This window comes from Streptomyces sp. NPDC050988 (assembly GCF_044456225.1).
Lineage (GTDB): Bacteria > Actinomycetota > Actinomycetes > Streptomycetales > Streptomycetaceae > Streptomyces.
Map to the genome: position 1 here is coordinate 169,752 of NZ_JBITFQ010000016.1, position 19,431 is coordinate 189,182.

13 protein-coding genes are annotated in these 19,431 nt (G+C 70.7%); 7 read left to right on the top strand and 6 right to left on the bottom strand.

The features are described from left to right. Positions 1–136: 136 nt before the first annotated feature. From trpB to lgt, 4 genes are all read left to right on the top strand, one after another. Entirely contained in the window at positions 137–1,429 is a 1,293-nt protein-coding gene (gene trpB / locus ACIBEI_RS30010) for a tryptophan synthase subunit beta (RefSeq protein WP_398893349.1), read from the top strand. Then, positions 1,426–2,241: a tryptophan synthase subunit alpha gene (trpA, locus tag ACIBEI_RS30015; RefSeq protein ID WP_398893350.1), complete on the top strand. Its 816-nt coding sequence runs from the start codon at positions 1,426–1,428 to the stop codon at positions 2,239–2,241. Before trpB ends, trpA begins: the two co-directional genes overlap by 4 nt. A 101-nt stretch (positions 2,242–2,342) precedes the next feature. Next, the gene (locus ACIBEI_RS30020; RefSeq protein ID WP_398893351.1) at positions 2,343–3,116 is read left to right on the top strand and encodes a DsbA family protein; all 774 of its coding nucleotides are present in this window, start codon (positions 2,343–2,345) and stop codon (positions 3,114–3,116) included. Positions 3,117–3,323: 207 nt separating this feature from the next. Continuing rightward, a complete protein-coding gene (gene lgt / locus ACIBEI_RS30025; RefSeq protein WP_398893352.1) occupies positions 3,324–4,394 on the top strand; it encodes a prolipoprotein diacylglyceryl transferase in 1,071 nt (356 codons plus the stop codon). Between the two features lie 66 nt (positions 4,395–4,460). Here the strand turns inward: lgt and ACIBEI_RS30030 are convergent, their stop codons facing one another. The 6 genes from ACIBEI_RS30030 to ACIBEI_RS30055 form a co-directional block, all read right to left on the bottom strand. Continuing rightward, positions 4,461–5,333, bottom strand: coding sequence for an HpcH/HpaI aldolase/citrate lyase family protein (locus ACIBEI_RS30030; protein ID WP_398893353.1), 873 nt, complete (start codon positions 5,331–5,333; stop codon positions 4,461–4,463). Further along, entirely contained in the window at positions 5,330–6,538 is a 1,209-nt protein-coding gene (locus tag ACIBEI_RS30035; protein WP_398893354.1) for a CaiB/BaiF CoA transferase family protein, read from the bottom strand. Before ACIBEI_RS30035 ends, ACIBEI_RS30030 begins: the two co-directional genes overlap by 4 nt. A gap of 78 nt (positions 6,539–6,616) precedes the next feature. Further along, positions 6,617–8,134, bottom strand: a complete 1,518-nt coding sequence (locus tag ACIBEI_RS30040; protein WP_398893355.1) for an ADP-ribosylglycohydrolase family protein — start codon at positions 8,132–8,134, stop codon at positions 6,617–6,619. Next, the gene (locus ACIBEI_RS30045; RefSeq protein ID WP_398893356.1) at positions 8,131–9,276 is read right to left on the bottom strand and encodes an ADP-ribosylglycohydrolase family protein; all 1,146 of its coding nucleotides are present in this window, start codon (positions 9,274–9,276) and stop codon (positions 8,131–8,133) included. The genes ACIBEI_RS30040 and ACIBEI_RS30045 overlap by 4 nt, the downstream gene beginning before the upstream one ends. 7 nt (positions 9,277–9,283) lie before the next feature. Next, positions 9,284–10,729, bottom strand: coding sequence for an ADP-ribosylglycohydrolase family protein (locus tag ACIBEI_RS30050; protein ID WP_398893368.1), 1,446 nt, complete (start codon positions 10,727–10,729; stop codon positions 9,284–9,286). Then, the gene (locus ACIBEI_RS30055; RefSeq protein ID WP_398893357.1) at positions 10,657–11,670 is read right to left on the bottom strand and encodes an ADP-ribosylglycohydrolase family protein; all 1,014 of its coding nucleotides are present in this window, start codon (positions 11,668–11,670) and stop codon (positions 10,657–10,659) included. Before ACIBEI_RS30055 ends, ACIBEI_RS30050 begins: the two co-directional genes overlap by 73 nt. Before the next feature lie 284 nt (positions 11,671–11,954). Here ACIBEI_RS30055 and ACIBEI_RS30060 point away from each other — a divergent pair, with 284 nt between their 5' ends. The 3 genes from ACIBEI_RS30060 (at position 11,955) to ACIBEI_RS30070 (ending at position 19,108) form a co-directional block, all read left to right on the top strand. Then, positions 11,955–12,686 (top strand): VIT1/CCC1 transporter family protein, encoded by a 732-nt coding sequence (locus ACIBEI_RS30060; RefSeq protein ID WP_398893358.1) that lies wholly within the window; start codon positions 11,955–11,957, stop codon positions 12,684–12,686. Positions 12,687–13,059: 373 nt separating this feature from the next. After that, positions 13,060–17,655: a glutamate synthase large subunit gene (gltB, locus tag ACIBEI_RS30065; RefSeq protein ID WP_398893359.1), complete on the top strand. Its 4,596-nt coding sequence runs from the start codon at positions 13,060–13,062 to the stop codon at positions 17,653–17,655. Continuing rightward, positions 17,648–19,108 carry a glutamate synthase subunit beta gene (locus ACIBEI_RS30070; protein ID WP_398893360.1) on the top strand — a complete coding sequence of 487 codons (1,461 nt, stop codon included), beginning with the start codon at positions 17,648–17,650 and terminating at the stop codon, positions 19,106–19,108. Before gltB ends, ACIBEI_RS30070 begins: the two co-directional genes overlap by 8 nt. Positions 19,109–19,431 lie beyond the last annotated feature (323 nt).

A 19,431-nucleotide genomic window follows, 5' to 3' on the forward strand; every position in this document is an offset into this window, starting at 1 on the left:
CGAGGCGGAGCCGCATGTCGATTCAGCCCCGCGCCCCTTCGGGGCGCTGTCGAACATGGCTCATCGAAGGTGACATGCGATCCCCGTGACCCCCTTCCGACCAATCCCGGGGCTGTCGCCCCTGCGAGGTAACCGCATGTCCAGCGAGTTCTTCATTCCCGACCCCGAGGGTCAGGTCCCCAGCGCCGAGGGGTACTTCGGCGCGTTCGGCGGAAAGTTCATCCCGGAGGCGCTGGTCGCCGCCGTGGACGAGGTCGCCGTGGAGTACGACAAGGCGAAGTCCGACCCCGAGTTCGCCCGGGAACTGGACGACCTGCTCGTCCACTACACCGGCCGCCCCAGCTCCCTCACCGAGGTCCGGCGCTTCGCCGAACACGCCGGTGGCGCCCGGGTGTTCCTCAAGCGCGAGGACCTGAACCACACCGGCTCCCACAAGATCAACAACGTGCTCGGGCAGGCCCTGCTCACCAAGCGCATGGGCAAGACCCGGGTCATCGCCGAGACCGGCGCGGGCCAGCACGGCGTCGCGACGGCCACCGCCTGCGCGCTGTTCGGCCTCGAATGCACCATCTACATGGGCGAGATCGACACCCAGCGCCAGGCCCTGAACGTGGCCCGGATGCGCATGCTCGGCGCCGAGGTCATCGCCGTGAAGTCCGGTAGCCGCACGCTGAAGGACGCCATCAACGAGGCCTTCCGCGACTGGGTCGCCAACGTCGACCGCACCCACTACCTCTTCGGGACCGTCGCCGGACCCCACCCCTTCCCCGCCATGGTCCGCGACTTCCACCGCGTCATCGGCGTCGAGGCCAGGCGGCAGATCCTGGAGCGCGCGGGCCGTCTCCCCGACGCGGCCGTCGCCTGCGTGGGCGGCGGCTCCAACGCCATCGGCCTCTTCCACGCCTTCATCCCGGACGCGGACGTACGCCTCATCGGCTGCGAGCCCGCCGGACACGGCATCGAGACCGGCGAACACGCGGCCACCCTCACCGCGGGCGAGCCCGGCATCCTGCACGGCTCGCGGTCGTACGTCCTCCAGGACGAGGAGGGCCAGATCACCGAGCCGTACTCGATCTCGGCCGGACTTGACTACCCGGGCATCGGCCCCGAGCACTCGTACCTCAAGGACAGCGGACGCGGTGAGTACCGTGCCGTGACCGACGACGCGGCGATGCAGGCACTGCGCCTGCTCTCCCGTACCGAGGGCATCATCCCGGCGATCGAGAGCGCGCACGCGCTGGCCGGCGCTCTGGAGGTCGGCAAGGAGCTGGGGCCCGACGGGCTGATCGTCGTCAACCTCTCCGGGCGCGGCGACAAGGACATGGACACGGCCGCCCGTTACTTCGGCCTGTACGACGAGGGTGCCGACGCCGTCGTCGAGGCGGACGCCGACAGCGACAGCGCGGAGATCGAGGGGGACGCCAAGTGAGCGGCAACATCCAACTGCTGAGCGACACCCTCGCCGGTGCGAAGGCCGAGGGGCGGTCCGCGCTCATCGCTTACCTGCCGGCCGGCTTCCCGACCGTCGACGGCGGGATCGCGGCCGTCAAGGCCGTCTTCGAGGGCGGCGCGGACGTCGTCGAGGTCGGTCTGCCGCACAGCGACCCCGTCCTCGACGGACCGGTCATCCAGACCGCCGACGACATCGCCCTGCGCGGCGGCGTCAAGATCGCGGACGTCATGCGCACGGTCCGCGAGGCGTACGAGGCGACCGGCAAACCCGTCCTCGTCATGACGTACTGGAACCCGATCGACCGCTACGGCGTCGAGCGCTTCACCGCCGAGCTGGCCGAGGCGGGCGGCGCGGGCTGCATCCTGCCCGACCTGCCCGTGCAGGAGTCCGCGCTGTGGAGGGAGCACGCCGAGAAGCACGGCCTCGCGACCGTCTTCGTCGTCGCGCCCAGCAGCCAGGACGCCCGGCTCGCCGAGATCACGAAGGCGGGCTCCGGCTTCGTCTACGCGGCCTCGCTGATGGGCGTCACCGGCACGCGTGAGTCCGTGGGCGCGCAGGCCCAGGACCTGGTGCGGCGCACCAAGGCCACCACCGACATCCCGGTCTGTGTCGGCCTCGGCGTCTCGAACGCCGAGCAGGCCTCCGAGGTCGCGGGCTTCGCCGACGGCGTCATCGTCGGCTCCGCCTTCGTGAAGCGGATGCTGGACGCCCCGGACGAGGCCGCGGGCCTGGACGCCGTACGCGCCCTCGCCGCCGACCTCGCGAAGGGTGTGCGCGGCACGGCGTGACCCATGTCCGTTCGAGCACGTAACGGACAATCCGCTCACTCGAACGGGTGGACCTGGGGCCGGGGAGGCGCGGTGCGCCTCCCCGGTTCGTTCTGCGGGATGTGAGCGAGAAGAACCGTGAGGGAAAGCGCACCGCCCGCGAGCGGCTGGCGGAAGAGCGAGCGAAGCAGAAGACGGCGGAGAAGCGCCGGCGCGTGCTGATCGTGGGCGGTGCCGTCGTCTGCGTCCTGGCACTGGCCGCGATCGGCGGCGTGCTGGCGGCGAACGCGGGCAAGGACAAGACCGACACGTCGGGCCCGGTGACGGCCCCCTCGGGGGCGAACGGCGACGACAGCCTCGCCATCCCCGTCGGCAAGGAGAGCGCCAAGTCCACCCTCACCGTGTGGGAGGACTTCCGCTGCCCGGCCTGCAAGAGCTTCGAGGACGCCTACCGCTCGACGATCCACGAGCTGACGGACGCCGGACAGCTCAAGGTCGAGTACCACCTCGCGACCCTGATCGACGGGAACATGGGCGGCAGCGGCTCCCTGCGCGCGGCCAACGCAGCGGCATGCTCCCAGGACGCCGGGAAGTTCACCGCGTACCACGACGTGCTGTTCGAGAACCAGCCCGCCGAGACGGACGACGCGTACGCGAAGAACAGCAAACTGATCGAGCTGGCCGGCAAGGTCGACGGGCTGGACACCGGCACGTTCAAGAAGTGCGTCGACGACGGCGCGCACGACAGCTGGGTCGCCAAGTCCCACCAGGCCTTCCAGGGCGGCGGCTTCAGCGGCACACCGACGGTGCTGCTGAACGGCAAGAACATCTACCAGGACCAGTCGATGACCCCGGCGAAGCTGAAGCAGATGGTGCAGCAGGCCGACAAGGCGTGAGGCGCGGGGACTGAGGCAGAGGTCGCGAGGCGCCGTGGTGGGAGGCGCTGAGGTCTGAGGTCGAGCAGGAGGCCGGTGGGCCGCGCGGCGCTTCGCGGGTGTCACATCCGCACCGGAGGCCTCGTGGGTCCCGTCGGTCTCGTTATGGAGCCGTAGCCCGGGCGGGTTGCCGTACCTGCCGCCCGGCAGGGTAGCGTCGACTCCGCCATGGAAATTGCCTACATCCCCAGCCCGTCGCGCGGAGTGTACGAACTATTCGGCGTCATTCCGCTGCGCGGCTACGCGTTCTGCATCATCATCGGCGTCTTCGTAGCCGTCTGGCTCGGCAACAAGCGATGGATCGCGCGCGGGGGCCGACCAGGCACCGTGGCGGACGTCGCCGTGTGGGCCGTGCCGTTCGGTCTCGTCGGCGGACGGCTCTACCACGTCATCACCGACTACCAGCTGTACTTCAGCGAGGGTCAGGACTGGGTCGACGCCTTCAAGATCTGGGAGGGCGGCCTCGGTATCTGGGGCGCCATCGCGTTCGGCGCGGTGGGTGCCTGGATCGGCTGCCGCAGCCGTGGGATCCCGCTGCCCGCGTGGGCCGACGCCCTCGCGCCCGGTATCGCCCTCGCGCAGGCCATCGGCCGCTGGGGCAACTGGTTCAACCAGGAGCTGTACGGGCGGGAGACGGACCTCCCCTGGGCGCTGCACATCACGTCCTCGACGGACGGCCGGGTGCCGGGCTACTACCACCCGACCTTCCTGTACGAGTCGCTGTGGTGCATCGGTGTCGCGGTCCTCGTCATCTGGGCCGACCGGCGCTTCAGGCTCGGCCACGGCCGCGCCTTCGCCCTGTACGTGGCCGCGTACTGCGCGGGCCGCTTCTGGATCGAGGCCATGCGGGTCGACGAGGCCCACCACTTCCTGGGGATGCGTCTCAACGAGTGGACCTCGATCGTCGTCTTCCTCCTCGCCGTCCTCTACATCGTGCTGTCGGCCCGGCGCCGTCCGGGACGCGAAGAGGTCGTCGAACCGGGTGCCTCCGACGGGGACACCGACGACGACGGCGCAGCGGTGAAGCTGGACAAGAAGTCCGAGGACGAGGACTCCGAGAACAAGGACTCGGAGGACAAGAAGTCCGACGCTGAGACGTCCGAGGCCAAAAAGCCCCAGGACGAGTCGGAGACGGCCGAGGCCGTCTCAGACTCCGGCTCCTCCGAGCCGGAGACCGACGACTCGTCGAGTTCCGCCGAGGCGAAGGACGAAGAAGCCGAGTCGGCGAAGAAGGTCTGACCTCGTTCGTACGTGGAGGGGGCGCCCCGAGCAGTTGGGGCGCCCCCTCCACGTGTGCGTGCACGGCTAGCGGCGGCGGGCCAGTGCCAGGGTGCGGTGGGCCGCAGCCACCACCGCCGCGTCGATGAAGCGGCCGTCCGGGAGGGCCTGGGCGCCGGAGTGGGTGGCCGCGGCCTTGACGACCGACTCGGCCGATTCGATGTCCTCCGGGGTCGGGAGGTAGGCCGTCTCGATCACCGGGAGCTGACGGGGATGGATGGCCGCGCGGCCGAGGAAGCCCAGCGCGCGGCCGCGGGCGCAGGACGCGGCCAGACCGGAGAGGTCGCGTACGTCGGGGTGGACGGACTGGGGCGGCGGGGCCAGGTCTGCCGCCCGGGCGGCAAGGACCACTCGGGAGCGGGGCCAGTCGAGGCCCGCGTCGTCGCGTACGCCGAGGTCGGCCCGGAGGTCGGCCTCACCGAGCGAGATACCGCGCAGGGCGGGGTGGGCCGTGGCGATCACGTAGGCGTGCTCGACGGCGAGGGCCGATTCCAGGAGGGCGTACAGGGGGATGTGCGGGGCCCTGTCCGCCGTACGTACGACCTGGGCGGGCGTCGTGACCTTGGGCAGGCGGATGCCAGCGAGGCTCGACAGGGCGGGGAGCGCGGCGAGGGTCCGCAGGTCGGCGACGGACTCCGGGCTGTCCAGGGCGTTGACGCGCACGTGCACCGGGACCGGGAGCGGGGACGGCTCGGACAGGAGGTCGGCGGTGGCGGCGCGGGCGTACTCCTTGCGGTCGGGGGCGACCGCGTCCTCCAGGTCGACGACGACCACGTCGGCCCCCGCGACCAGGGCCTTGGCCACCACCTCGGGGCGGTCGCCGGGGACGTAGAGCCAGGTGAGAGGGAAGGCGTCGGTCGCTCCCGTGGCGCCTGTGGCGCCGGTGGCTTCCGTGGTCACAGGGCGCCCTCCGATCTGAGCGTGGTGATCTCGGCCTCCGTCAGGCCGAGTTCGGCGAGGACGGTGTCCGTGTCGGCGCCGTGCGGGCGGCCCGCCCAGCGGATTCCGCCGGGGGTGTCGGTGAGGCGGAAGAGGACGTTCTGCATGCGCAGTGGGCCCAGTTCGGGGTCGTCGACGGTGGTGACCGTGTCGAGGGCGGCGTACTGAGGGTCCGTCATGACGTCGCGTACGTCCTGGATGGGGGCCACCGCCGCCTCCGCCTTCTCGAACTCCGCGATGACCTGCTCGCGGGTGTGAAGGGCGATCCACGATCCGACCGCCTCGTCGAGGACGTCGGAGTGGCGGGCCCGTTCCGCGCCGGTGGTGAACCAGGGTTCGACGATCAGGTCGGGGCGGCCGACCAGGCGCATCACACGTTCGGCGACCGACTGGGCCGAGGTCGAGACGGCGACCCAACTGCCGTCGGCGGTGCGGTAGGTGTTGCGGGGCGCGTTGTTCTGGGAGCGGTTGCCCGTGCGGGGCTGGACGTGGCCCAACTGGTCGTACCAGAGCGGCTGCGGGCCCAGGACCGTGAGGATCGGCTCGATGATCGCCATGTCGACGACCTGGCCGCGGCCCGTGCGGTCGCGGGCGGCGAGGGCCGTCATCACCGCGTACGCCGTGGCCAGGCCCGCGATCGAGTCGGCGAGGCCGAAGGGCGGGAGGGTCGGCGGGGCGTCCGGTTCGCCGGTGATCGCGGCGAAACCGCTCATCGCCTCGGCGAGCGTGCCGAAGCCGGGGCGGTGCGCGTACGGGCCGAACTGGCCGAAGCCGGTGACGCGGGCCAGGACCAGGCGGGGGTTCGCGGCGGACAGTTCCTCCCAGCCGAGGTCCCATTTCTCCAGGGTCCCGGGGCGGAAGTTCTCGATGATCACGTCGGTGGAGGCGGCGAGGCGGAGGAGGGTGGTTCGGCCGCCGTTGGTGGAGAGGTCCAGCGTCATCGTGCGTTTGTTGCGGCCGAGGAGTTTCCACCACAGGCCGATGCCGTTCTTCGACGGGCCGTGGCCGCGGGACGGGTCCGGTCTGCGGGGGTGCTCGACCTTGATGACCTCCGCGCCGAAGTCGCCGAGCATCGTGGCGGCGAGGGGGCCGGCGAAGAGCGTGGCGAGGTCGAGGACGCGGAGGCCGGTGAGGGGTGCCGGTGCGGTCACGGCGGTGTGCGTCATGGGTGGGGGGACTCCTGGTGGGGGATTTGGGCTGGGGCTGGGGAGTTGGCCATGCGGAGGGAGGGGGGCGGCGTTCGGTCAGGTGGTCGGACGGGTCGCCAGTTGGGCTGTCAGGTCGGCGAGGGTGTCGAAGCCGGTGCCGTTGAAGTCGCCGACGGACGTGGCCAGTCGGTTCTTGAGGGGGGTCGTCCAGCGGGACGGGATCGCTTCGGGGGCGCCCGCGAGCAGGCCCGTGATCGAGCCGGCCGTCGCGCCGTTCGAGTCCGTGTCCCAGCCACCCGACACGACACGGCAGATGGACGCCGTGAAGTCCCCGTCCGCGTGGGTGAGGGCGGCGGCGAGGAGGGCCGTGTTGGGGATGGCGTGGACCCAGTGGTACGCGGCGTGGGTGGCGTGCAGTTCGTCGACGATGGTCTCGAAGTCCCGGTGTTCCATGGCCAGTTGGATCCCGTGGCGGACGGCTTCGGCGAGGCGGGACTCGGGGGGTACGACGGTGAGGCCCGTACGGAGACAGGCGTGGATGTCGCTCGTACCCGTGGCCGCCTCGGCGATCGCGGCCGCCGCGAACATCGCCGCGTAGACGCCGTTGGCCGTGTGGGTGAGGGTGGCGTCCCGGTGGGCCTGTTCCGCGGCGGTCGCCGGGGCGCCCGGGTTGGTCCAGCCGTGGGCGTCCGCGCGGATCAGGGCGCCGATCCATTCGCGGAACGGGTTGCGGTGGCGGGCCGTGTGCGGGGGTTCGATGCCGTCGAGGAGGTTGCGGTAGGCGACGCGTTCCGCGGTGAACGTACGGCCTGCGGGGAGTTCGTCCAGCCAGAGGCGGGCCACGTCCGTGGTGGTGAAGTGCCTGCCGTGGCGTTGGAGGAGCAGGAGGTTCAGGAGGGGGTAGTTGAGGTCGTCGTCCTCCGGCATGCCGTCGATGTTCTCGGCGAGGGAGGTGGTCGCGGAGCGGCGGTTCCAGGGGTGGGTGGCCTTGAGGTGCGGGGGGAGGCCTCGTTCTGTGAACCAGGTGGTCAGGGGCCAGTTGCCGGTGGCTCTGGCCAGCGCTCTGATGCCGTCCAAGGGGAGTTTTTCTACGGGCTTGCCGAGTAGGCAGCCTGCGGCTCTGCCTAGCCAGGCGGCTTCCAGGCGGGGGTGGAGTGTGGTGGGGGGCAGGGATGTTTCTTCTTCCCCAGACCCACCCCTTCCCGAAACTGGGGGCGCTGCCCCCAGACCCCCGGAGCTGCGGCTGGGGTCCGCTGTGCCCACCCGTTCCGCCCTTGCGGAACGCCTGCCCACAGCGGTGCAGAGGGGGTCCTCTGCCGTTGTGGGCCAGTTGGGGCATAGGGCCCGGATCCTGGGCAGGGCTGTTGGTTCCTTGTCCTTCAACCTGCTTGGTAGGTCCGTCAGTTCGTCCAGGAGGTCCTGGGCCAGTGCCCTTAGGTAGGGGGAGACCGGGTGAGAGGAAGCGCCTGCTCGTTGGGGGGACTGGGGGCCGCCTGCCCTGTGCCAGCGTGACGCGATGGCCGATGGTTCTCGGCCGTCCTCCTCCGCCTGGTGGAGTTCGTGGCCCAGTAGGTCCTCCGGCTGGACCCAGGTCAGTCGCAGGAGGAGGGTCATGACAGCTCCGCGTAGGCCGTCTCGTGGGTGCGGCGGCGGGCGGTGTCGCGGGTGAAGATCTCGCGGGTCACCTCTGTGAGCGTCGTCGCGGGGGCCTGCAGATCCAGGCGGCTGGACTCCGCGACCGTCTTGGCCCAGTCGGGCGGGATCTCCGCACCGAGGGCGCCCGCGAGAGCGCCGGACATCGTGGCGATGGAGTCGCAGTCGCGGCCGTAGTTCACCGAGCCCAGGACTGTGTGCCGGTAGTCGCCGCGGGCGATCAGCAACATGGCGAGGGCGACCGGGAGTTCCTCGATGGAATGGATGCGGGAGGGGCGACGGGCGCCCAGGGACGGGGCGCGGTAGTCGGGGCCGACCGTGTCGTAGGGCGCCACCGCCTCGCGCAGGGGGCGTAGCGCCGACTCGAAGTCCGCGTAGCGCGATGCCGTGTCGCAGACCGTTTCGATGGCCGCCCGTGTGCCGTCCTTCGACAGGGACAGGCAGGCCTCGATCACCGAGTCCGGGGTCGCGCCGGGCGTGCAGGCCGCCGCCACCCCCGCCGCGAACACGCCCGCGGCCTCGCGTCCGTACGACGACTGATGGGCCCCCGCGATGTCGAGCGCCTCGGCGTACGCGCCCGCCGGGTTGGCCGCGTTGACCAGGCCGACCGGGGCCATGTACATCGCGGCACCGCAGTTGACGATGTTGCCGGTGCCGGCCTCGCGGGGGTCCACGTGGCCGTAGTGGATCCTCGTCACCAGCCACTTCTCCGCCAGGAAGATCCGGTGGAGGGGGAGTGCCTCGGCCTCCAGCTCCGGGATCCAGCGCGGGGTCGTCATCAGGTCGGGGACCAGGTGGTCGGCGACGGCGTAGGCGTCCAGGTGGTCGCGGACCTTCGCGTACACCCGTACCAGCGCGTGCGTCATCAAGGTGTCGTCGGTGACGTGGCCGTCGCCCTTGTGGTACGGGGCGATGGGGCGGGCCGTGCGCCAGTCGTCGCCGTTCCAGGGGCCGACGATGCCGTGGACCCGGCCGCCGTGGCGTTCGGCGATCTGCTCGGGGGAGTAGCCCTCGACGGGGCCGCCGAGCGCGTCGCCGACGGCGGCCCCGACGAGGCTGCGGGTGATCCGTTCTTCCAGGGTTGCGGGTGCGGTGGGCGTCATGTCCGAATCATCCCCCCGAGAGGGCCAGTTCCGTGGCTGCCAGCAGTTCGGCGAGTTCCACCAGGTCCGTGCCGGTCAGGCGGGGGAGCGCGCAGCCCGAGAGCGTGCGGCACGCGTCTCGCCAGGAGACCGGGATCGCCGTGCCGCCGCCGATCGCGCCGGTCAGCGCGCCGACGAGAGCGGGGGCCGAGTCCGCCACCCGGGACAGACACGCGGCCGCGGGTACCGCCTCGGCGATCCGGCCGTGCGAGGCGGTGGCGAGGGCGAGGGCCACCGGGACGGTCTCGGCGGCGGCGATGCCGTAGCTGTAGACGTGGTCGACGATCTGGTGCTCCAGCAGGGGTACGAGGCTGAAGGCGCTGTCGGCCTCGTGGGCGAGCGTCAGCGCGTGGCGGGCGTTGCGGCCGATCTCCGTGGACTCCGGTAGTTCGGCGAGTGCGGCTGTCACGCAGGTGTCGGCGTCCTCGCCGGCCAGGGCGAGGGCGAGCGCCGCCGCCATCGCGCGGGCGCCGTGCACGCCGTCGCCGTCCTGGGTGTAGCGGGCGTCGAACTCGGCCAGTTCCGCGGCGAGTTGGGGGTCCCCGGCGTGGGCCACGGCCAGCACGCAGGCTCGTACGCAGGCCGCGTCGTCGAAGTAGTGGGGGTTGTCGTGGCCGGTGGCGGGCGGGCGCAGGCCGGTGGCGAGGTTGCCGAGACCCGCCCGTACGGAAATGCGGGCGCGCAGGGGGAGTACGGCCGACTCGACCTCGGGGGCGCGGTCCGCTGCCGCGGCGACTTCGCTGGCGATGGCGTTCCAGGAGAGGTCGATGGCGGCGCGCATGCGGCGTTCTCGGCTCAGGTCGCCGAGTGCGCCGGGGTCGGTGGCGCGCAGGACCGCTTCCGCGGCGAAGGCCGCCCATTCGGCGTCGTCCGAGGGGCCGAGGCGCAGGGGTTCCGGGGGTTGGTTCAGGGCGATGGGGACGGGGAGGGTGGTTGTGGCGTTCTGTTCGGCGAAGGTGTCCAGTTCTCGGGTGAGGCGTCTGGTCCACTCGGGCATGCGGGCGGCTCTGTGCCTGGCGGCGGGCCAGCCTGCGGCGTCGCCCGCCGCCAGGCCGAGGAGGAGGCCTTCGATTCGCCGCGGGGCGTCGGGCCGGTGTGCGATGTGCGGGTCCGTTGTGGCTTGTTGCGCAGTTCCCCGCGCCCCTGATGGGGCTGAGGCCCGGAGTGTGATGTGCGGGTTCGTGGGGGCTGGGCGCGCAGTTCCTCGCGCCCCTGAAGGGGTGGTGGGGGTCCGGAGTGTGATGTGCGGGTCAGTGGGGGCTGAGTGCGCAGTTCCCCGCGCCCCTGGCGAAGCCGCCCCTGAAGGGGCGCCCTCGTTCGGGTCGTTCAGTAGTTCTGGTTTCACTGGGGTACCTCGTCCTCGTCCGGGGTCAGGAGGTCCGCCACGTCGAGGATGTGGTGGCCCTGCATGGATGGGAGGCAGCTGCCCTTTGCCGGGCCGATGGCTGCCGACCAGGTGGGAGGGATCGACGTGGCGCCCTTCGTCGCGCCGGCCAGGGCGCCCGCCACCGCTGCCGTGGTGTCGGCGTCGCGGCCCATGTTCACGGCGGTGAGGACCGCTTCCGTGAAGTCGCCGTCGGCCGCCGCGTACGCGCCGAAGGCCAGGGCGACGGCCTCGGGGGCGAGGTCGGTCCAGGGGTAGCCGCCGATGACGACGGCGGAGCGGACGGCGCGTTCGCCGCGGTGGGCGCAGGCGACGGCGCGGCGTAGGGAGCGGGCCGTCCAGGAGTCGTCGGGGATCACCGCCAGCGCCGAGGCGACCACCACCATCGTCGGGGCGCCCGCCATCGCCGCGGCCACGCCCGCCGCGACCGCCTGGCCGCCGTAGATGCCCTCGCCGTCGTGGCTCACCGAACCGTCGATCGCCACCAGGCGGGCGGCCTCCGCGGGGCGGCCCGCCGCGAAGACACCGAAGGGGGCCGCGCGCATGGCGAGACCGTCGCTCCAGGCGTGCCGGTGCTGGGCCGAGATCGGGGCGGCCAGGCCCCGCCGCAGGTTCTCCAGCGTGCCCCGCTCGCTGAAGCCCGCGCCCCGGAAGGGCCCCTCGTCCAGGTCGGCGATCCAGTGGTGCCAGGCCGCCTCCACATGCCGGGGTGTGAGAGCCGAACCGTGCCGGGCCAGGAGCAGCCCGGAGAAGATCGCGTACTCCGTGTCGTCCGTGCCGGCCGGGGTCTCGGTCACGTACCCCGTGATGCGGCCCCAGCGTGCGCGGATCTCGGACGGCTTCATGTTCTCGGCGGGCGCCCCCAGTGCGTCACCGACGGCGAGTCCCAGCAGCGCGCCGCGCGCCCGATCGCGGAGACCGGCGGCGTCCCCGGGGGCCGGGACCGAGGGAACGCAGGCAATCGAAGCCATGACGGTGCCTCTCCATCGCGGGGTCCCGGAAGGTCTGAGGGACCCTTTGCGGATCTGTCCCCATCAAGTGGTTCGGCGGAGCCTCGCACGCCTCAGCGTCACCCGGTCGACATTTGTGCGCAGGTCTCTACGGATGAGCGAAGGGCGGCGAAAGCCCAGGTAAGTACGGCCTTCCTTGCTGGCGGGAGTGAAATTTCGGGCGTAGCTTGGGTGTTGTCCAAGAGTAGAAATAGTCTAAGTTGCAGTGCAGTTCCAGTCCTAGTGGCACTTTGGGAGATCCGGGCATGGCCATCATCGAGACCGAGGCGGCGCTTCACGAGGCGCACCGTGACAACCACACGCACCGGGATGTCAGCGGCGGCTGGCTGCGTCCCGCCGTCTTCGGTGCGATGGACGGTCTGGTCTCCAACCTGGCGTTGATGACGGGCGTGGCCGGCGGTGCCGTGTCCCATCGGACGATCGTGATCACCGGGCTCGCGGGGCTGGCCGCCGGTGCCTTCTCCATGGCGGCCGGCGAGTACACCTCCGTCGCCTCGCAGCGCGAACTCGTCGAGGCCGAACTCGACGTCGAGCGGCGGGAGTTGAGGAAGCACCCGAAGGACGAGGAGCGTGAGCTCGCCGAGCTGTACCAGGCACGGGGCGTCGAGCCCGGTCTCGCCCGTGAGGTCGCCCGGCAACTGTCGAGGGATCCCGAGCAGGCCCTGGAGATACACGCCAGGGAGGAGCTGGGCATCGATCCCGGTGACCTGCCGTCGCCGTCCGTCGCCGCCGTGTCGAGCTTCGGTTCGTTCGCCCTGGGTGCCCTGCTCCCCGTACTTCCCTACCTGCTCGGCGCGACCGCCCTGTGGCCCGCGCTGCTGCTCGCGCTCCTCGGGCTCTTCGCGTGCGGTGCGATCGTGGCCAGGGTGACCGCGAGGTCCTGGTGGTACAGCGGACTGCGACAGCTCGCGCTGGGTGGCGCCGCGGCCGGTGTGACGTACGCCCTGGGCACTCTGTTCGGTACGGCCGTAGGATGACCCGCGCGCCGTTGAGTCGAGCAGCTATGCAAGGGACTGCATAAGTAGTCGTTACTCCGCGGTTTCGAATCCTTAACCACTGGGCATGAGCCGTAAGCGCTGCGGGCAATGACGCCTGCACAGCAATTGAAGCGTTGGGCGACGTTGCCTGCCGCGATCGGGCCGACGGTCATTGATCTGTCCGAAAAGGTCCCCTTGTTCAGCCGCCACGAGCGGCCTCCGCCGCGACCCGCGGCGTCCGCATGTTGGAACGCCGTATCCGGTTCCCGAGAACGGCTCCATCATGTAACCTGCACGAAATTTTGCACCTTTCGCAGAGGGCCAACGTCGTCCCTCGGCACTTGCATATGCCACGACGACGACGGGAGAGCCGATGCGTACGCCGCGCCAGCCGTCCCAGCACTCCGCGAATGGCCAGAACTGGTCCTTCATGGATGCTCGCCCTGCCGCGCAGGGGATGTACGACCCGCGCAACGAGCACGACGCCTGTGGCGTCGGCTTTGTGGCCACCCTCACCGGTGAGGCGAGCCATGCGCTGGTCGAGCAGGCGCTGACCGTGCTCCGCAATCTGGAGCACCGCGGCGCGACCGGCTCGGAGCCCGACTCCGGTGACGGGGCCGGCATCCTCTCCCAGGTGCCCGACACCTTCTTCCGCGAGGTGGTCGAATTCGAGCTGCCCGAGGCAGGCTCGTACGCGGTCGGTATCGCCTTCCTTCCGGAGGACACCGCCGATGAGGCCGTCTCACGGATCGAGACGATCGCCGCCGACGAGGGTCTGACGGTCCTCGGCTGGCGCGAGGTCCCGACCGCTCCCGAACTCCTCGGCGCCACCGCCCGCTCGACGATGCCCCTCTTCCGTCAGGTGTTCGTGACGGACGGTTCCAGCCAGGACATCGATCTCGACCGCAAGGCGTTCGTGCTGCGCAAGCGCGCCGAGCGCGAGGCCGACGTGTACTTCCCGTCGCTCTCCGCCCGCACCATCGTCTACAAGGGCATGCTGACCACCGGCCAGCTGGAGCCCTTCTTCCCGGACCTGTCCGACCGCCGCTTCGCCTCCGCGATCGCGCTCGTGCACTCCCGGTTCTCCACGAACACCTTCCCGAGCTGGCCGCTCGCCCACCCGTACCGCTTCGTCGCGCACAACGGCGAGATCAACACGGTCAAGGGCAACCGCAACTGGATGGTGGCCCGCGAGTCGCAGATCGCCTCCGACCTCTTCGGCGACCAGGAGAAGATCGACCGGATCTTCCCGATCTGCACGCCCGACGCCTCCGACTCCGCGTCCTTCGACGAGGTGCTCGAACTCCTGCACCTGGGCGGCCGCTCGCTCCCGCACTCCGTGCTGATGATGATCCCGGAGGCGTGGGAGAACCACGACTCCATGGACCCGGCCCGCCGCGCCTTCTACCAGTTCCACTCCACGATGATGGAGCCCTGGGACGGCCCGGCCTGTGTCACCTTCACCGACGGCAAGCAGGTCGGCGCCGTACTGGACCGCAACGGTCTGCGCCCCGGCCGCTACTGGGTCACCGACGACGGCCTCGTCGTCCTCGGCTCCGAGGTCGGCGTCCTCGACATCGACCCCGCGAAGGTCGTCCGCAAGGGCCGCCTGCAGCCCGGCCGCATGTTCCTCGTCGACACCGTCGAGCACCGCATCATCGAGGACGACGAGATCAAGGCCGACCTCGCCGCCGAGAACCCGTACGCGGAGTGGCTGGAGGCCGGCGAGATCGAGCTGGAGGACCTCCCGGAGCGTGAGCACATCGTGCACACGCACGCCTCCGTCACCCGTCGCCAGCAGACCTTCGGCTACACCGAGGAAGAGCTGCGCGTCATCCTCGCGCCCATGGCCAAGTCCGGCGGCGAGCCCCTCGGCTCCATGGGCACGGACTCGCCGATCGCGGCCCTCTCCGAGCGCCCCCGCCTGCTCTTCGACTACTTCACCCAGCTGTTCGCGCAGGTCACCAACCCGCCGCTGGACGCCATCCGCGAGGAGCTCGTCACCTCGCTGCGCTCCTCCCTCGGCCCCGCCAGCAACCTGCTGGAGCCGACCGCCGCGTCCTGTCGCAGCGTCACCCTGCCCTTCCCGGTGATCGACAACGACGAGCTGGCCAAGCTCATACACATCAACGCCGACGGCGACATGCCGGGCATGAAGGCCGCGACGCTCTCCGGCCTGTACCGGGTCTCCGGCGGCGGCGACTCGCTCGCCGCGCGCATCGAGGAGATCTGCACCGAGGCCGACGCCGCCATAGAGAACGGCGCCCGGCTGATCGTCCTCTCGGACCGTCACTCCGACGCCGAGCACGCGCCGATCCCCTCGCTGCTGCTCACCGCGGCCGTCCACCACCACCTCATCCGCACCAAGCAGCGCACCCAGGTGGGCCTGCTGGTCGAGGCCGGCGACGTCCGCGAGGTCCACCACGTGGCCCTCCTCATCGGCTTCGGCGCCGCGGCCGTCAACCCGTACCTCGCGATGGAGTCCGTCGAGGACCTCGTCCGGGCGGGAACGTTCCTCCCCGGCATGGAGTCCGAGCAGGCCATCCGCAACCTGATCTACGCGCTCGGCAAGGGCGTCCTCAAGGTCATGTCCAAGATGGGCATCTCGACCGTCGCCTCCTACCGCGGCGCCCAGGTCTTCGAGGCCGTCGGTCTCGACACGGCCTTCGTCCAGAAGTACTTCATCGGTACGGCCACCAAGATCGGCGGCGTCGGCATCGACGTCATCGCCAAGGAGGTCGCCGCCCGCCACGCGAAGGCGTACCCGGCCAGCGGCATCGCGCCCGCGCACCGCGCCCTCGACATAGGCGGCGAATACCAGTGGCGCCGCGAGGGCGAGCCGCACCTGTTCGACCCGGAGACGGTCTTCCGCCTCCAGCACTCCACGCGCACCCGCCGCTACGACATCTTCAAGAAGTACACGGACCGCGTGAACGAGCAGTCCGAGCGGCTGATGACGCTCCGCGGCCTGTTCGGCCTCAAGTCCGGCCGCGAGCCGATCTCCATCGACGAGGTCGAGCCGGCCAGCGAGATCGTCAAGCGCTTCTCCACCGGCGCCATGTCCTACGGCTCCATCTCCAAGGAAGCCCACGAGACGCTCGCCATCGCCATGAACCAGCTGGGCGGCAAGTCCAACACCGGTGAGGGCGGCGAGGACGCGGACCGTCTGTACGACCCGGCGCGCCGGTCAAGCATCAAGCAGGTCGCCTCCGGCCGCTTCGGTGTGACCTCCGAGTACCTGGTCAACGCGGACGACATCCAGATCAAGATGGCCCAGGGCGCCAAGCCCGGCGAGGGCGGCCAGCTGCCCGGCCACAAGGTCTACCCGTGGGTCGCCAAGACCCGGCACTCCACCCCGGGTGTCGGCCTGATCTCCCCGCCGCCGCACCACGACATCTACTCCATCGAAGACCTCGCCCAGCTGATCCACGACCTGAAGAACGCGAACCCGCAGGCGCGGATCCACGTGAAGCTGGTCTCCGAGGTCGGCGTCGGCACGGTCGCCGCGGGTGTCTCCAAGGCGCACGCGGACGTCGTCCTCATCTCCGGCCACGACGGCGGTACGGGCGCTTCGCCCCTTACTTCTTTGAAGCACGCGGGCGGCCCCTGGGAGCTGGGCCTCGCCGAGACCCAGCAGACCCTGCTGCTCAACGGCCTGCGCGACCGCATCGTCGTACAGACCGACGGCCAGCTGAAGACCGGCCGTGACGTCGTCATCGCCGCGCTGCTCGGCGCCGAGGAGTTCGGTTTCGCGACCGCGCCGCTCGTCGTCTCCGGCTGCGTCATGATGCGCGTCTGCCACCTGGACACCTGCCCGGTCGGCATCGCCACGCAGAACCCGGTGCTGCGCGACCGGTACGCGGGCAAGGCCGAGTACGTCGTGAACTTCTTCGAGTTCATCGCCGAGGAGGTCCGCGAGATCCTCGCCGAGCTGGGCTTCCGCACGATCGAGGAGGCCGTCGGCCACGCCGAGCACCTCGACGTGGAGCGCGCGGTCACCCACTGGAAGGCGCAGGGCCTGGACCTGTCCCCGCTCTTCTACGTGCCCGAGCTGCCCGAGGGCACCCCGCTCCACCAGGTCATCGAGCAGGACCACGGCCTGGAGAAAGCGCTCGACAACGAGCTGATCAAGCTCGCCGCCGACGCGCTCGCCGCGGACTCCGCGACCGGTGCGCAGCCGGTGCGCGCCCAGGTCGCGATCCGCAACATCAACCGCACGGTCGGCACCATGCTCGGCCATGAGGTGACGAAGAAGTTCGGTGGCGCGGGCCTGCCCGACGACACCATCGACATCACCTTCACCGGGTCGGCCGGCCAGTCCTTCGGCGCCTTCCTGCCGCGCGGTGTGACGCTGCGCCTGGAGGGCGACGCCAACGACTACGTCGGCAAGGGCCTCTCCGGCGGCCGGGTGATCGTCCGTCCCGACCGGGGCGCCGACCACCTCGCCGAGTTCTCGACGATCGCGGGCAACACCATCGCGTACGGCGCGACCGGCGGCGAGCTGTTCCTCCGGGGCCGTACCGGCGAGCGGTTCTGCGTCCGCAACTCCGGCGCGACGGTCGTCTCGGAGGGCGTGGGCGACCACGGCTGCGAGTACATGACCGGCGGTCACGCGGTCGTGCTCGGCGAGACGGGCCGCAACTTCGCGGCCGGTATGTCGGGCGGCATCGCGTACGTCATCGACCTGAACCGCGACAACGTCAACGTCGGCAACCTCGGCGCGGTCGAGGAGCTGGATGACACCGACAAGCAGTGGCTGCACGACGTCGTGCGCCGCCACGCCGAGGAGACCGGCTCCACGGTCGCCGAGAAGCTCCTCGCCGAGTGGGCCGTGTCGGTGGAGCGCTTCAGCAGGATCATCCCCAGCACGTACAAGGCAGTGCTCGCCGCCAAGGACGCCGCCGAGCGAGCCGGTCTCACCGAGACCGAGATCACCGAGAAGATGATGGAGGCGGCGACCAATGGCTGATCCCAAGGGCTTTCTCAACCACGGCCGCGAGGTCGCCAGGACCCGTCCGGTGGACGTGCGTCTCAAGGACTGGAACGAGGTCTACGTTCCGGGCTCGCTGCTCCCCATCATCCCCACGCAGGCCAGCCGTTGCATGGACTGCGGCATCCCGTTCTGCCACAACGGCTGTCCGCTCGGGAACCTCATCCCCGAGTGGAACGACTACGCGTACCGCGAGGACTGGTCCGCCGCCTCGGAGCGTCTGCACGCCACGAACAACTTCCCGGAGTTCACGGGTCGGCTCTGCCCCGCCCCGTGCGAGTCGGCGTGCGTCCTCGGCATCAACCAACCCGCCGTGACCATCAAGAACGTCGAGGTCTCGATCATCGACAAGGCATGGGACAGCGGCGACGTCGCGCCCCAGGCCCCCGAGCGGCTCTCCGGCAAGACGGTCGCGGTCATCGGTTCGGGCCCGGCGGGCCTGGCCGCCGCCCAGCAGCTCACGCGGGCCGGTCACACGGTCGCCGTCTACGAGCGCGCGGACCGCGTCGGCGGCCTCCTGCGCTACGGCATCCCCGAGTTCAAGATGGAGAAGCGGCACATCAACCGCCGCATCGAGCAGATGCGCGCGGAGGGCACCCGCTTCCGTACGGGCATCGAGATCGGCCGCGACCTCAAGGCGACGGACCTGCGCAAGCGGTACGACGCCGTGGTCATCGCGGCCGGCGCGACCGTCTCCCGCGACCTGCCCGTCCCCGGGCGTGAGCTGAACGGCATCCACTTCGCGATGGAGTACCTGCCGCTCGCCAACAAGGTGCAGGAGGGCGACTACGTGGCGCCCCCGATCACCGCCGAGGGCAAGCACGTCGTCGTCATCGGCGGCGGCGACACGGGCGCGGACTGCGTGGGCACCGCCCACCGTCAGGGCGCGGCCTCCGTCACGCAGCTGGAGATCATGCCCCAGCCGGGCGAGGACCGGGCTCCGCACCAGCCCTGGCCGACGTTCCCCATGCTCTACAAGGTCACCTCCGCGCACGAGGAGGGCGGCGAGCGCGTCTACTCCGTCTCCACCACCCACTTCGAGGGCGACGAGGACGGCAACGTGCAGTGGCTGCACCTCGTCGAGGTCGAGTTCATCGACGGCAAGCTGACGCAGAAGGCGGGGACGGAGCGCAAGATCCCCGCCCAGCTCGTCACCCTCGCCATGGGCTTCACGGGCACCGACCAGGAGAACGGCCTGGTCTCCCAGTTCGGCCTCGGCCTGGACGAGCGTGGCAACATCGCCCGCGACGCCGACTTCGCGACCAACGTCCCCGGCGTGTACGTCGCCGGTGACGCCGGGCGCGGTCAGTCCCTCATCGTCTGGGCCATCGCGGAGGGGCGCTCGGCCGCCCGCGGGGTCGACCGCTTCCTGACCGGGGCGAGTGAACTGCCGGCCCCGATCCGCCCCACGGACCGCTCCCTGATGGTCTGATCCTTCATGGTCTGATCCGTCATGGTCTGACGCTCCACCCCAAAGACGTCCCGTACAAAGGCGTACGGAACTGAACGCGGCGCCTGCTTTTTGTCCCCGACCGGACGATGGTGGGCGCCGTGGTGCGTCTGGGGTCTTTTCTCGCCCCCGCCGCCCCTACCCATTCCCGTCCCCTGGGGCTCCGCCCCAGGCCCCGTGGGGGTGTGTTTTTGGGTGCGGGCCCGGTGGGGGCTGGTCGCGCAGTTCCCCGCGCCCCTAAAAACCTAAGGGGCGCGGGGAACTGCGCAATCTTTTGGGGGTTCGGGGGCGTAGCCCCTGAGTAG